Here is a 14,216-nt window from a genome sequence, read left to right on the forward strand (position 1 = left end):
TCGCAATGTAGTAACCACAGGTGCCGCAGTGGCGTGAAAATTTCGTAAGCAACGATCACGATCCATCGATCCAGGATCGAGGTGCGCATATTGATTTCACCGGTTGTGACGGTACTTTATCTGAAAGGTGAGATTCGATCTCCGCCGTCCACAATACCTGCGAAATGGCCGATAGACACCGATAGTCCGCGAAACCTCAAAAATATTTTCGCAGCGATTTTCCCTTTAAAATCAACAGCGTAAGATTTTGACGGCCCATGCGTCGGAATTCAATGCTGAAAATAATAAAAAACCCAGCTGGATCAATGACCTAGCTGGGCTATTATCAATTGCGAGGAGAATGATGCCTCAGAACTTGTAGTTCAGGCCGATATTGACGGCGTGGACGTCGAAGTCACCTTCATAGGTGCGAAACAGCGCTGGGTCGTTCACGGCCACGTCGCCCGAGAAACGATAGAACTGGTACTCGCCCTTCACCGACCATTTGTCGTTCAGGGCATGTTCCACGCCGCCGCCGATCGTCCAGCCCGTCAGCGTCTTGGACCCGCGGGCGTTGAAAACAGCAGGGTTGTCAAAGTCGGTGATTTCGAGCCGGGTGAAACCGATGCCGCCCTTTGCATAGAGCAAAGTGCGGTCAAAAGCGTAACCGGCACGGCCGGTGATGCTTGCGAGATACGTGTATTCACTGTCCGTATGCCCGCCGGCGTCGCCTCCGCCTGGGAAGATTTCGATACCGGAGCTTCCGTCAGCCCACGAATAGGACAAGGGAACCCCATTGATGGTTGTAGCCGACCTGCGCACCCAGCAGTCCGCCCTGGGCCTCGGGATACGCCGTCTCGAACCGAATACCTGCTGAATCCGGATAGGGACCCTCGCCGCTGCCCCAGGAATAGCCGCCATGGACGCCGGCATAGAGGCCTGTCCAGTTGTAGGGCACCGCCACCTGGTCAGAAGCCACAGCGTCGGCGGCCATACCGGCGCCGCCCGTGGCAAGAAGGAAAGTCGAGGCGAGAAGAATGGACTTCATGCCAGTCCCCAGAATCAGATGGATCACCCTAGGGTTTCACGGAACCGTGACGCAAGGCAAGATCGCAATGACGCAGCGTGCATTGTGACAGCAAGTTGCATTAGGGCAACATGATTGACGTGGTGAATGGGGTGCCGGGCAGACGTAACTAGCCTCAGCCGAACATCTTTTCGCCCTGCTCGTGGACGAGTTGGCGCCCCTTGGTCAGCGACACCTCGACGGCATCGTCGAGGGCCGCGAAACGGTCGGCGCGGATAAACTTGCAGCGGTTGGCCGCTGATCACCCACACCAGGGCCGCTTGACCTTCGGCCTCCAGATGATAGCCCTCGGCCAGCAACACGTTTTCAGCCAGCCGTCCATCGCTGAGCCTGATGTGCACCAGTGGACGGCGGTCTAAGGTCTTGTCCCGCTGCCCTGCGTCCTCGATCCGCAAGCCTGGGTCTTGGACTAGGCTGAATCGACATTCAACGGATCCAGATCATGGTTGCGGCGATGTGGATGAAGCCGAGGAAGTGGGTGGCGCGCCGGTCGTAGCGGGTGGCGAAGCGTCGGAAGTGCTTGAGCTTGTTGAAGCATCGCTCAATACGGTTGCGGCATCGGTAGATGAGCGGATCATGCGGGATGGGTTGTGATCTGGAGCGGGTGGAGGGGATGACCCCCTTGGCGCCGATTTCGGCGATGAGGCTGCGCAAGGCATTGGAATCATAGGCTCGATCGGCCAGAACGGCCTCAGCGGTGTAGCCTTGCAGCAGCATCGGCGCGGCAAGGATATCGTGGCTCTGGCCAGCGGCGAGCAGGAACCTCAGCGGGCGGCCGAAGCTGTCGGCGAGCATGTGGATCTTGGTGGTCAATCCGCCTCGGAAACGCCCCAGAGCCTGATTTTGGTCCCCCCTTTTCCGGTCGCCGCCTGCTGGTGGGCGCGGACCAAGGTGCTGTCGAGCATCAGGTATTGGTTGTCCCGGTCCTTGGTGAGGTCGTCGAAGACCCGCTCCCAGGCCTTCGCCTTGGACCAGCGCGAGAAGCGCTTGTGCAGTGTCTTCCACTTGCCGTAGCGCTCCGGCAGGTCATGCCAATGGGCACCCGATCGAAGCACCCACAGCACACCATTGACGAAAAGACGGTTGTCAGAGCCAGTCCGTCCCGGATCACCAGCCTTGCCCGGCAACAGTGCTGCGATCCGCCGCCACTGCACCTCGCTCAGTTTATATCGTTTCACTGACATCATCAGGTCTCCGCCAAATCACGGAAACCTATGAATCACGCTTCCATCCCGCCGGGAATCCTGAATGTCGATTGGCCCTAGCTCAGCCAATCGCTTCTTGGCCTCTCTACCGAGCATCCTTTCCCGCTCGCATTTTGCCCGCCCGATCTCAGGCGTATCGATACCGGTCTTGAATGGAACACCGTCGCCGATCAGGCGCATGTTCTGGCCGTTGCAGCGGATGGTGTCGCCGTCAACTACGGTCAAGGTGGAACAAGAGAGGAGGGTGGCTGCGAGCAGGGCAAGCATGGCGACGACATTGCGAAAACCTGCGGCTGGTCACCGCGCGAACATGAGTTTGGCGGATTCGAAGACCGCCTTCGGCAAGGCTTGCATCGCAGTCGCTTTAAAGGGGAGATGTTCGAAGTACGTGGCCGTCAATTGCGCCACCGCTTCCGCTTGGGCAAAGTCTCGTCGACGCTTGATGGGTTCGCGGTCTGCCCGCCGCGACACCCAAAGCTTATGTGCCGCAAAAAAACGAGGGTCTGGCGCAACCATGCGCAGCGGCCCGCCCTTTTCGTCTATCGCGATCGCCTCGAACGGTGGTGCACTCTCCAGCCAGGCTAGGCCTTCAATCCCGGCGGCAACCAACTCGTCGTCCGATTTTCCAACTGCGTCGCGATCCTGCTTCCAGGCTGGGCGCGCAATGGGTTTGATCAGGTCGACGAGATAGCCGTCGCGATTGACCGCCCTGAATGTTGATTTCGAACGCTCAAAGGATTTGTCGACCTTCCGCAACAAGTTGATCAGGGTGCCGTCCTCCACTTGATCGTCGGCCACGATCCTTAGCGACTGGCGTGCATCCATGAGAAGATCAATGTCCTCGGTTGTCGTGATGCCAGGATCGACGAACACGCCAGCTGCCGCTTCGTAGGCATAGATCGCATTGGTGCCAGCGATGCGTATGCCCGCGCCAAGCAAGCCAGCGTTGTCCAGCGCCCTGATGATCCTTGCAGTGAGGAACGGGACGCGGCCCAATCGCAGAACGCGGTTGATCGCGGATTGGCGTTCCATCTGCTCCTGTCGAGCCGCCAGCGTTTCCCGCGCGGATTCCCGTGCTGCTTCCCAATCTGCTTTGTGTTTTTCCGTCTCAGGCGACCGACGCCCCTTGACCTTCTGGCGCCTGGCGCCAGAAGAGTCATAGTAGCTCCGCATAAGATGCTCCACGCCGCTGACAGTGTGCCAGACCAACGAGCCCCGATAGGTCTTGGCCTTCTGCTGAGCTTGCTGCAGAGTGGCAAAACGCTGGTCTGAATTGACCTTCTCGCGTCGCTGGTCGTTGTTTAACTCAAGAAAATCAATCATATCAACACATCGATGGCGATTTCGTTCAAACTGTTGCAAGAGACCCTACGTGGTCCTCCGTAGCGTTGCAACAGTTTGGCCTTGATTGGCCCGAAACTGATGATGCTCATGAATCTGCTTATGAAACCAGCCGCCAAGCGCAGCAGGTCCTTCCGATATGCGCGAGATTCCCGTCGCCTGTACGACGCACTTTTTTCGTTCTTCTCCTCACGACCACAATCGCCTTCAGTCAGTTCAGACGAAATCGAAAGGAGAGATCAATGGCACTACAGAGGGATATTGCGATCAAGCGGACCATTCGTCGCAAAGAACTCCGTCAGATTGTCCCGCTGGCTGTCATGAGCTGCGCACCAGAGTCTGCGCTTTGAACCTTCGAGGCATAGAAGCTCGCAGTCGAATAGACCAATGGCAGAATTGGGTCGTGGAACGAACATGACGTAATCGCGGGAGCGGTGGCCACCTGAGAGGTGGCGGCGATGTTCGAGCATCTAGCCGGCTGGCTGTCCCCCGATGGGATGGAGAACGGGCTCTCGATTGACACCGGGCCCAGGCATCGAACGGAGGACAGCCATGGAGCAGTATATCGGTCTCGACGTTTCCATGAAAGAGACGGCAATTTCGATCCGTCAGGACGGCAAGAGGATCTGGCGGGGCAAGTGCGCGTCCGATCCGCAACTGCTCGCGGCGGTGGTCCGCAAGCGCGCACCCGATGTCCGGCGGGTGGTATTCGAGACGGGGCCGCTTTCGGTGTGGTTCTACCGTGCGCTGACGGCTGAGGGCCTTGCCGGTCTGCATCGACGCGCGGCATGCCAAGGCCGCGCTTGATATGGCCGCAAACAAGACCGATGCGAACGATGCGGATGGTCTGGCACATCTTGCCGAAGTGGGCTTCTATCGAGGTTCGGGTCAAAGGTTTTGACAGCATGTTGATCCGCACGCTGATCATCGCGCGGCGCCAGCTTCTCAAAATGCGTTTGCAGATAGCGGCACAATCTGCCGGAGCTCTTTGCGACGAATGGTCCGCTTGATCACGAAATCCCTCTCCAGTGCCATTGGTCTCTCCATCGATTTTCGTCTGGCGGCGACTGAAGGCGATGGTGGCCGAGAGGAGAAGAACGAAAACGAATGCGTCGTGCAGGCGGCGGAAATCTCGCGCATATCGGAAAGATCAGCCGGTGTCTCGTTGCGGTGGTTTCATTGGCAAATTCTTGCGGATCATTAGTGCGGGCAAAGCAGCGCCAAACTATTGCAACGCTTCGGAGGCCTCATCCAAACAGTTTGAGGAAAAACACATTAGACGTGTTGATATGTTTGATTTCATGAATTGCATTGCGATCAGCGACGCGAGGAGGGGCCGGGTGGAAATTTGTCATAACGGACGCGGACGTGACCCCCAAGGACCGCCGCCCTCACGCAGCCGCCTCGGGTTACCCCGATGGACGCTCCAGTCGGACATGCTAGGCATTGTAGAGATGGCGGATCGCCTTATCGGCTAACCCGACCGAGGCTCTAATCGCCTCAAGGTCACGTTCAACCCAACCCGCTTCAACGAAATCTGGCCGAGGGCGATGAAATTCTGACGGTTGAGGTCGGCGCGAAGGACGCCGCTTTGCCAGGGGATTCTATCCGACGATTGTCCAGGAAACGCGCAGTTAGTTCCTCCTTAGACAAAGGCTTAGAAAACCAATAGCCCTGCAATTGGTGACTGCCGGCCACTCGAGCAAACTCCGCTTGGTGGCGGGTCTCAATTCCTTCGACTGTGACAGGGACCCCGAGAGCATTTACAAGTTTTATAGTGGCATCCAACACTTCTGCGGCCTGAGCGTCGTGCAAGATATTGGCGACGAGCGACTTGTCTAACTTGACGCGATCGAACCGGAATTGCCTCAACGAGCCGATGCTCGCGAAACCAGAACCAAAATCATCGAGAGCGACTTTGATTCCGAGCGCTCTGATCTCTGAGATTGATCGTCTCGCCTGATCGGCGTTCGAAATGAGGACCCCCTCCGTAAGCTCGATGGTCAGACGGTGAGGCTCAAACGCAAACTTGTCGAGGGTAGCCTTTAGACCTCCAGCGAAATAGCGATTGCGGAGCTGGAGCGGCGAGACGTTAACAGCGATCTGCAAACCTGGCCAGCGTGAGCCTTGAGCTATAGCTTCTTCCAAGATTTGAGATCCAAGTATCCCAATAAGTCCGGCCTTCTCAGCAACTGGTATGAACACATCGGGAGCAATCGGCCCACTCTCGCTGTTCCATCTCGCCAAAGCTTCCACACCGCAAAGATCGCCACTGCGTGCGTCAATGACCGGCTGGAACGCGACCGTGAGTTCGCGCCGATCCAGTGCGTTGATAAGCTGTTGTTCTAGTTTCACTTGTTGGGAGAGCTCGGTTTCCAAATGCGTATTAAACACGACCGTCGAGTCATCTGAACTATGCTTGGCCTGATGCAGAGCCATCTCGGCTTGACGTAACAAGTCGTGAAAATTAGCCCGGCCAAATTTGGCCTCGGCCACGCCGACGCTAACTCCGATCTCGATCTCGCGTCGTCCGATTTCGAAGGGCTCTACAAACACCCCATTTATGGTCGATTGCAAATGGGCTTCCATTCCCGGTGTATTCGCCAACAACACGATTGCGAACTTGTCGCCGTCCAAGCGAGCCATTGTCGTTCCAAGTGGCAGGTCCTTGACCAACCGGGCCGCGACGGCGCTCAGCAATTCGTCCCCGACCTGTTGCCCCCAAAGGTCGTTGATGGCTTTGAAGCCGTCAATGTCGACCAGGTAGAGGCTGATGATTGTCGGGTCACTCGTCTCGTGTGGTGGCAAGTTCGCGACGTAATCGGAAAGACCGAGCCTATTGCGTACTCCAGTCAAGTCGTCATGCAGAGAGTTTTGCCGCGCGAGTGCCTGCTCCTTGGCGAGCGAACGCACCGAATACAGGCCAGTCATGCCAATGCCTATGATCAGCACGAGCAGGATTGCAGCCGCTCCGAAAATGAGCGGACGAACGCGTTCGTAGCTACGTATGCCAGGCTTCTCCGATGGAAGGCTGAGAAAGCCGACAGCATTCCCGTCAACATCCTTTAACGGCGCCGCAACTGTGTCCTCCAAAGGGCTGTCAGTGAACTGTAGGCCGCGGAGGTTGAATTTTCGCGCGGTCTCGTCGAGCGCTTTGGCATCAAAGTCCTTCTCAAATATCAGAATGTAGGGATCTGGCGGCGGGATGCCCTGAAGGAAGGGACGGATCCGCGCAGCTCCAATTAGGGCGGGCCCGTGCACGGTTGCTATGAAGGCGGCATGGACTTCTCCTTGGAGACCATCAGCAGCGCGCGCACGCTCTATGAGGCGAGCCAAGGAACTATCGAAAAACTCGCTGGGCTGCACGTCCATTGGCTTGCCATAGCGGTAGCGCAGCAGGGGGGTGTCGTCGGGTCCGATTACCAGTGCCGTGTCGTAGAGCGGGTAGTCTAGAGTCGGGACTCCCCAGTTTTCGATCAACCAGGCATCCCGAGTTGGCGAATTCAGTTGGCGATAAGCCTCGTCCCAGAATGCGTTGTCCCGGGCTGTACCGGCCATCTGCGAGCGCAAGGATTCTAGTGCGGACGCCAGTGCCCCTGCCGCCCTTGTCTCTTCAAGTTCATCAGCAGTACGCACGATGGAGTAAATGGCGCTGCTGACGAAAGCCCCCAGGACCGCTGCCACCCCAAGTGAGAGAAGCACGGCGGCTATGATGATCTTTCTTTTACTAGGACCCGAGGAGCCGGGACGAGGGAGATGAGCGCCGCCGGCCATTAAAAAAGCTCACGAAATCTACCGCCATAACTCGACATGTCTGTCTAATTGGAGACTCAATAAGAATGTCCTAATTTAACGTCTAAACTTGATGCCCAAGCAACTGGCGCTTTGAGTCGGCGATGTCTTGGAAAATTGCCCATATTGCTGGCGTGAGCAGCCAGCGCTCCTCAATGCAAAAGGCCGCGCTTGATGGAGTGGAGGTGATTTTGATGTGGGGGAGCCCTGATTTGTCAGGCGTTCAAGCTGCGACGACCCCCCGGCATGACGTCATATTGCCAGTGACTATCCGCCCAATAGCCCATCGGTGAGGGGCTTTTGTTTTCCATAGCGAGTACTTCGCAACGGCAATGCATGTTGAGGCTGAACTGTGATCTGCTTTCCAGATCGTTCGACGGCTGTAGGGGTATCGGCGTGCCTAACGGTCAAATCACCGTGCGCTGCCGATTCAGCGTTCGAGGCAATGGTCACAGAGCCCGAATTTCCATGCAGTCGCTGTCACACCATTAAACCGGCCACCACAATGGATGCATTCCAAGTTGCCTTCCTGTCCCCGCCAGTCCGGCGATAGCATTTTGTCAACCGCGAAATATGCGTGGCGCTGTCGCTGCAGATTTTTTTTGGCTTCCTGTCCACTTGGAAATACTTGCCTTTCCATGGATATATCCCTCCAAGCCGATTTGTCCTTCCCCATTTGCTATCCTCATTATTCATGCTCGTCCGTCAATTAGATCATTGGATCGACGACAGGCTCTTGGGTTTCCGGCGGCGTTTTGGTGGGACTCTTGATGCAATCAGCGGAAAGGCCCGATGGCTATTTCACAACTAGGGGGCTTGGAAAAAATGTGGCAATGGCCACCTCAATCCATAAGCAACACCAAGTCGGGGTGCAGCTTCTTGAGATTTGGTAACGACCGTACCTGCCATGCGATATTGCTATTTCCCCGAACGACAAGTCGCACTTCTGGATGATTTCGGGCCTCAATTGCCAATTTTGCCAGAATATTCCTGCCTTGTGAGTTGAGGAACTCAAGATCGAATAGGTGCACCCTAACAGTTGGTGGCCCGGAACTGAGAAGGTTTCGCACTATCGAGGTGATCTGAGGGGCGGCCTCATTCTCAAGGCGCATTACCCCACTGAAATATAGGTCGTTGCCCTCAGTCCATACACTGTATTCGCTAGAATTTATATCCATGATCCGCCCCCATTCGTGCACGATAATCTATGGTATACCGGCTGTTTGTAGATGCTATTTTCTATACAAGGGATTGGTCGAGATCAGCATAATTAAGTTAAATACAGCACAATGGGCAAGTCCCGCCGTGGGGAACCCGGCGTTTCGTAGCATAGACTAACAGTCACAGCAAAAGGGCGCGCCCGCGCGTTGAGGGATATGGGGGGCTCGGGCGCGGGCGCTGGGCTCTGCTGCCTTTCCGGGGGGATGGCGGCGGGTTGAGCTTGGGCCGGACATTAGCCGGCCCTAACGCTAGGTCAAGCAACGCGGGCGCGCGTCCTCCACCTCTCGTTCAGTCACACATACGTTACACAATTCTGGGTGCTGCTCCGCCCATTCAGGCAACCGGAAGTACATCTTGTCCTTCGGGAAGGCGCCATATAATAATTGGCTATAATACAAGAATGGGGAACAGCAAGATGGAAAGATTTTCTGTGAGGCGCGGCGCAGCAAGCGTTCCCGTTGATTTCACTGTTAGGGTGGTTTCCGCATATGTATCAAACAATGCTGTCCCGTTGAGCGATGTTGGCCATCTTGCAGGTATCGTTCATAAGTCGTTCGTTGACGCCAAGTTGTTGAGCACACCATCTGCTCGCTCTGTACGCCCTGCGGTGCCTGTCAAAGACTCTGTGACGGGAGAATATATTATCTGCTTAGAAGACGGACGTAAAATTAGATCTATAAAAAATCACATAGAAACAGTTTACAATCTAAATCCGGATCAATACCGCGCGAAATGGAATCTTCCTTCCGATTATCCTATGGTCGCACCCAATTATTCAGCATTGCGCTCGCAGATGGCCAAAAGACTAGGGCTCGGTCGAAAACCCAAAACGGCATTGGGGCGTTAGTGCCACGAGAAACCCTCTGCTCTAACCTAACTCCGAACAAGCGTCGCCTTCGGACCACTCAAGGGCAAGCAAAGAGCGGCCCGCTGGAGGTCGCCAAGTCGGGCCGTCTATTATCGCAGCATGGTTTTCGTTGGGGCAGCCGACGGAAACGCTCATTCGTCGATTAAGGCATTGCGCCGGCGCTTATCCCGCGCCTGCCAATGCTAATTTACTCTCAGTGGCGACAGGCACCATTAGCTCATTGGATGTTAGCGGTAGGGCCGACTAGCCAGTCGGGGGGAACTCGGGGTGCCGTGGGAGATTATGTTAGCGGAGCGCGTGCCCCTCAGCCGTGCGGGCCTGCTGTTTCCAGCCGGTAGCGGCAGGCCTCGCGGTATTCCGCCACAATGTCTCGAATTAGAAGTTGGCCGAGTACGTCGGCCGCCGTTCAGAGCAAGCTGCGCAGCTTTTGGTCTGGGATTGCCGCATCGACGCCTTTGTGGCGCAGTTCCGGCATTTCCCCCTCCGTTGCCGAGACGGTCTTACCGAACAGATTTCGAATGGCGGGAACGACAATCATAGCGAGGCGTTTTTGGAATGGAGCTCCAGCAGCGAGGCCTGCCGCGAATTCGCCCTCCGGCAGGTCTTCGCATTTGGAACCTCGATGCTTCTTCACGATGTACGCACAACGGATAGCGCGCAAGCCTCGAGCCTGGAACGCCCAACTTCGTCCTGCACCACCATCACGTTAATGACGGCATTGCACGTGATCAACTGGCGCGTGGCAATGCGGACGGGTGCTCATCGGTCAGCCGTAGAAACGTTGCGCCATGATGGCGTCGAGCTTGCTCCGCGATGAGCCGTAGCGCTTCATGATGGTCGCGGCTTCGCCTCGGCTCAGGTCGTACTTGCGGGCAAAATCGTCAATCTCATATTCCTGCTGCGAGGATACGAATTTGCGGTCCTCTTTTGTTTTGGTTGGATCGTCAGGCATCGGAGGTCTCCAATCAATAGTAGAGAACTTTAAAACGCCCTTCGGTGCAATTCGATCCAGGCCAGATACAGAGCGAGGACGTCGCTCCCCGCTTGGCCAAGATAATTGCATACAGGCGACATCGCCTGACGGCTCACATTATTTGCCCGTACCTCTTAGATGCGTCCGCGCTACGGATCGGGATGGACGTTCCGCCGAGCCTTTGTAAACCCTCGATCTGTCTCGATAAAGCGCTGGAGCATTGGTACGATCAGCCGGACTGGCTCGGTTGCCGGCTGAGCGCTCTCGCGGCAGAGGATATCAGCATAAGTCTTGAGATCGCGATGCAACGACGCTGGAAGCTCCAACGTCACCTTGACGGGCCTGTCGTCGGCGATGGGGCCTAATTTCAGCTTGGTGGCGTTGCTCCATAGGGCTCGAGCACGAGATCGCGGGTGACAATGACGCGCACCGGGAAGCCCGGCCGAATGGTCAGCGTCGGCGCGACGTTGAGCTGCCTGCGGATGATCTGCTGGCCGGCATCATTGATGGTGTCTTGCGCACCATCGCGGATTGCGCGTAACAGCCGGTTCTCATCGTCGATCGCCAGCTCCGCACCGGCGGCAAGCAACGTGGAGAGACCGGCTGCTTTGGCCAAATCCCACCAGTGATAGTCGACCCCATCCTCAAGGCCGGCATAACCTTGCGTATCGGCACCCGGCTGACGTTCGAGAACGATGGAACGGCCAGTCGGAAAAATGAGCCGGTTCCAGACAAGAAGCGCGCGGCGCTGGCCGAATTGGACGTTGTTGTCATATTGCCCGATGAGCCGCGTGCCCTGCGGCACGAGCAGGGCACGACCGGTTGGGCTGTCGTAAATGTTCTCCGTTACCTGCGCGATGACCTGTCCGGGTAGATCGGACCTGATGCCAGTGATGAGCGCGGCCGGGATGACGGCGCCGGCTTGGAGAACGAAGGGCGATGCTGGCGGCATGACGCGGTCCCGCGCCACTGTGCGTCTGTCGGCGGCGGCGTTGAGGAAAGCCAGTTGCCTGTCTTGTGCGGTCTGCTCGCCAGGCTGCCCCCCCTGGCCAGCGCCTGTAAAGCCGGACTCCGGTTCTTCCGTCCCGACCGTTGCGGCCGATCCTCCTCGTGACTGGAAAAAGACTGCGCTCGTTCGTGCGGCCTCTTCCTCGGCACGCCGGCGCTGTTTCGCCTCGTCGACAGCCGGTGCCATTATCGCGGGTGGCACGACGGGTTGCCCCCTGTTCTGTGCGTTGAGAATCGGCCGGCCGAGATCCCCCGGCAGCGCCAGCCCGAGGATCGGGCCGGCATAGTCGCGCGGCAGGCTGGCGAGACCGTCGGCGGGTTGCCGATTGGCGGTCGAGTAGAGCTCTTGGTCGTCGGCGCCGGACACGCGCGCCTGAAGCGCATAGACCAGCGCTCCGCCGATACCGAGCAAGGCGACGACGCTTACGCCGACGATGACTTTTGGCGACAGGCGGGTGATGCGCGGCGTTTCGGCGCGAAGGCGCATCGGAGCGACACAGGAGCGATGCCCGCCTCGTCCATCAACCGAATTGCGTGACGACTCCATTGGATCCCAAGATGCGCTGCAAGTTCGGGCAGTGGCATGTACTCTCTCAGAAATGCATGGACAGCTGGCTTGCTACGGGCCCAATAAGTCCCGGAATCCGTTCCTGTATGTGGACGACGTCTTTCGAATTGGCAATTTGGCGGGAGAGGCGCATCCGATCGTCGCCGAAGGAATCTCGATGGCGATTCAATCATGCTGGCTGCTAGCATCGGAACTCGTTCGCACGGGTGCTCAAGACAAGGCTCTGCGCGAGAGTGCAGGCCAAAGATATTCGGTCTCGTGGCGAAAGCAATTTTTTGTGCGCATCTGTGCTGCAGGCGCTTTGGCGCGGATTATGGCTCGTCCAAGCTCGGCCGTGGTGGCCGGCTGTTTGGTGCAGCGCGTTCCCGCGCTTCGGACCTTTGGAGCAAAGTTGAGCGGGAAGACCAAGCGTGTTCCAGGATCTAATGGCTTGTAAGCCCAGCCACTTCGTTCCGGCGGCACTGTTGAGAGGCTGAACGACCGGCGCCACGTGCCGTTCGTAATTTGGCTGACGAAGGCTTCGGGCAAATGAGCGTTGCTCGCCAGCGCTTCGGAACGCGGTTTCGATAGGATTTGCACATTGCGAGACGAAGACCCGTCGGTGCCCGAGAAACGAACCTGATCGGACAATCGCGTTCGCTGCTCTCGGTTGAGGCCGCTACCCCTTCCGGGTCACCAAAGATGCTACCATCCGTCAGAATGTAAGCGCTCCTGCGAGGAACGGCACTGGTCAGCGCTTGTAGATAGGGTCGACTCGGTTCAGCCGTTTTGCAGCCCGCGCTGCCGACTCCATGCCCTTGGCGCAATACAGACGGCCGAATCTTAGCGAGGTCCAAGCAGGCCGCTCTTGCGTGCCCACGTCCCGCCATCGCGCGGCAACACCTACTAAGTTGCCCAAGACCCGCAGCTTGACAACGAGCGGCGAATTCCTTCAAGCGAGAGTCTTAGTGAGGCAATCGCAATTCGGCGGGCTGGACTGCATCCAAGACGAGATCACACTCGACGCAGGTTGATCCGGCTCGTAACTACGTTTTTGCCAGTCTTCGGATCTACGTCAACAGTCGTGAGCGTCATGCCTTCACCACCGACTTTTTCCACGGTGAGCCGAGCGCTTCTGTCTCCATTGACTTCTTTCGCCCAGCGGATACCGAGGTCTATCGCGTTTCCGCGACGATTACCGCTAAGTGCTGCTGTTCCGGTGCCGGCCCCGACATAGGAGCCGCTATAACTGCCACCCATGGCATTCAGGTTGGCCTCGATGGAGCGTGAGACGACGATCAGGCCGCGACAATAGCCGTCCAGTGCCAACGAGGCATCTGCCGCTTCTGATGTGAATTTGCAGGCAACTTTGACCGGGGAGGCATCCGTGCGCACTTTGATGGTGCCACTGCCGCTCCAAGTTCCTTCCAAGGATTGCAAAAAGTCGGACTCGCTGGCGCCTGCCATGGGAGCCACGAATATGGTCGAGATAGCAAGAATCATTCTCGCGAGAGATTTCATTTGGTCACTCTTTCATCTTTTTTGAAGGGGCCCGAAGCGCCGGCTCGAAGTTCGCAAAATAGTTGCGGGACCCTGAACCTCGGGAAAACCAGCCGTTCAGGTTACATTCATCGGTCAAAAAATGCAGCCAATCATAGCGTCAGATGGAGGGCATCGCCAAGGCGGAGGCCATCGGGACAAAGTTTCGGGAAGAAGGCCAACCACAGTGGCCGATCACGTGGCACGTCTTTGGCGGGTTCCTTGTCAGGGAGGGGCTTGGCATCATCAAGTCACAACTTTAGGCGGTCGCACGACAAAACGACGAGGCTCTGGGGTCCGACTTTGAAGATGCGTTGTACAGCGGTGCTTGGCTGTTAGCGTTGCTTCAGCGTACCCCTACGCTTTGCATCTTGATAGTTTAGCAGATCGACCAGTTCGTCCGCATCCTGAGCATCGAGCTGTTTGGCCGGCCTTCCATTAACCTCAGCGGCCCACCCGGTGAACACATCGAACACCGTCCAGGTCCCGTCGAGTTCCTTCCTCAGGTCATACCGCTGATGGGCCATAGGGTGAGTTTAGCGCGGGGTCCAAATGTTGGGAACAGATTTCTGCCCGCCCCGATCTGACAGGCGGCGGCGCTAAGCGCCAGCCATGCTGATAGGATGCCGCTGATCGGCAGTCTCCTCTATCTTGCC

The 14,216-nt window shown here is 57.2% G+C and carries 13 protein-coding genes and 2 pseudogenes; 3 read left to right on the forward strand and 12 right to left on the reverse strand.

From position 1 onward, the window contains the following. Positions 1-348: 348 nt before the first annotated feature. From J1C56_RS27305 to J1C56_RS27330, 6 genes and pseudogenes are all read right to left on the reverse strand, one after another. Positions 349-801 carry an outer membrane protein gene (locus J1C56_RS27305; protein ID WP_214393152.1) on the reverse strand — a complete coding sequence of 151 codons (453 nt, stop codon included), beginning with the start codon at positions 799-801 and terminating at the stop codon, positions 349-351. Then, positions 746-1,027 (reverse strand): hypothetical protein, encoded by a 282-nt coding sequence (locus J1C56_RS27310; protein ID WP_214393153.1) that lies wholly within the window; start codon positions 1,025-1,027, stop codon positions 746-748. Before J1C56_RS27310 ends, J1C56_RS27305 begins: the two co-directional genes overlap by 56 nt. A 154-nt stretch (positions 1,028-1,181) precedes the next feature. Further along, positions 1,182-1,289: pseudogene (locus tag J1C56_RS27315) on the reverse strand (HlyU family transcriptional regulator); the annotation flags it as partial. A gap of 203 nt (positions 1,290-1,492) precedes the next feature. Then, a protein-coding gene (locus tag J1C56_RS27320; RefSeq protein ID WP_420797436.1) for an IS5 family transposase occupies positions 1,493-2,244 on the reverse strand; the annotation gives its coding sequence in 2 pieces (ribosomal slippage) (positions 1,493-1,926 and positions 1,926-2,244; 753 coding nt in all). A 24-nt stretch (positions 2,245-2,268) separates the two neighbouring features. Beyond that, the gene (locus J1C56_RS27325) at positions 2,269-2,538 is read right to left on the reverse strand and encodes a thermonuclease family protein (RefSeq protein WP_214393154.1); all 270 of its coding nucleotides are present in this window, start codon (positions 2,536-2,538) and stop codon (positions 2,269-2,271) included. Positions 2,539-2,568: 30 nt separating this feature from the next. Further along, complete coding sequence (locus J1C56_RS27330; RefSeq protein WP_214393155.1) at positions 2,569-3,594, reverse strand: GSU2403 family nucleotidyltransferase fold protein; 1,026 nt, start codon at positions 3,592-3,594, stop codon at positions 2,569-2,571. Positions 3,595-4,164: 570 nt separating this feature from the next. Here J1C56_RS27330 and J1C56_RS27335 point away from each other — a divergent pair. Together J1C56_RS27335 and J1C56_RS27340 are read left to right on the forward strand one after the other, a co-directional pair. Continuing rightward, positions 4,165-4,601: pseudogene (locus J1C56_RS27335) on the forward strand (IS110 family transposase); the annotation flags it as partial. A 17-nt stretch (positions 4,602-4,618) separates the two neighbouring features. Next, positions 4,619-4,816, forward strand: a complete 198-nt coding sequence (locus tag J1C56_RS27340; protein ID WP_214393156.1) for a hypothetical protein — start codon at positions 4,619-4,621, stop codon at positions 4,814-4,816. A gap of 323 nt (positions 4,817-5,139) precedes the next feature. On the opposite strand, the gene J1C56_RS27345 is transcribed toward J1C56_RS27340, so the two are convergent. Beyond that, complete coding sequence (locus J1C56_RS27345) at positions 5,140-7,386, reverse strand: putative bifunctional diguanylate cyclase/phosphodiesterase (protein ID WP_214393157.1); 2,247 nt, start codon at positions 7,384-7,386, stop codon at positions 5,140-5,142. A gap of 1,654 nt (positions 7,387-9,040) precedes the next feature. Between J1C56_RS27345 and J1C56_RS27350 the strand changes: the two genes are divergently transcribed. After that, positions 9,041-9,472, forward strand: coding sequence for a Ros/MucR family transcriptional regulator (locus tag J1C56_RS27350; protein ID WP_214393158.1), 432 nt, complete (start codon positions 9,041-9,043; stop codon positions 9,470-9,472). Between the two features lie 427 nt (positions 9,473-9,899). Here the strand turns inward: J1C56_RS27350 and J1C56_RS27355 are convergent, their stop codons facing one another. The 5 genes from J1C56_RS27355 to J1C56_RS27375 form a co-directional block, all read right to left on the reverse strand. Beyond that, complete coding sequence (locus J1C56_RS27355; protein WP_214393159.1) at positions 9,900-10,127, reverse strand: hypothetical protein; 228 nt, start codon at positions 10,125-10,127, stop codon at positions 9,900-9,902. Between the two features lie 132 nt (positions 10,128-10,259). Beyond that, positions 10,260-10,445, reverse strand: a complete 186-nt coding sequence (locus tag J1C56_RS27360; RefSeq protein ID WP_214393160.1) for a DUF3606 domain-containing protein — start codon at positions 10,443-10,445, stop codon at positions 10,260-10,262. Positions 10,446-10,615: 170 nt separating this feature from the next. Then, positions 10,616-10,837 (reverse strand): DUF2274 domain-containing protein, encoded by a 222-nt coding sequence (locus tag J1C56_RS27365; protein WP_214393307.1) that lies wholly within the window; start codon positions 10,835-10,837, stop codon positions 10,616-10,618. Further along, entirely contained in the window at positions 10,834-12,021 is a 1,188-nt protein-coding gene (locus J1C56_RS27370) for a TraB/TrbI/VirB10 family type IV secretion system protein (protein ID WP_214393161.1), read from the reverse strand. Before J1C56_RS27370 ends, J1C56_RS27365 begins: the two co-directional genes overlap by 4 nt. 1,014 nt (positions 12,022-13,035) lie before the next feature. Then, entirely contained in the window at positions 13,036-13,542 is a 507-nt protein-coding gene (locus J1C56_RS27375; RefSeq protein WP_214393162.1) for a hypothetical protein, read from the reverse strand. Between the last annotated feature and the right edge of the window lie 674 nt (positions 13,543-14,216).

This window comes from Aminobacter anthyllidis, assembly GCF_018555685.1.
GTDB classification, from domain to species: Bacteria; Pseudomonadota; Alphaproteobacteria; order Rhizobiales; family Rhizobiaceae; genus Aminobacter; species Aminobacter anthyllidis.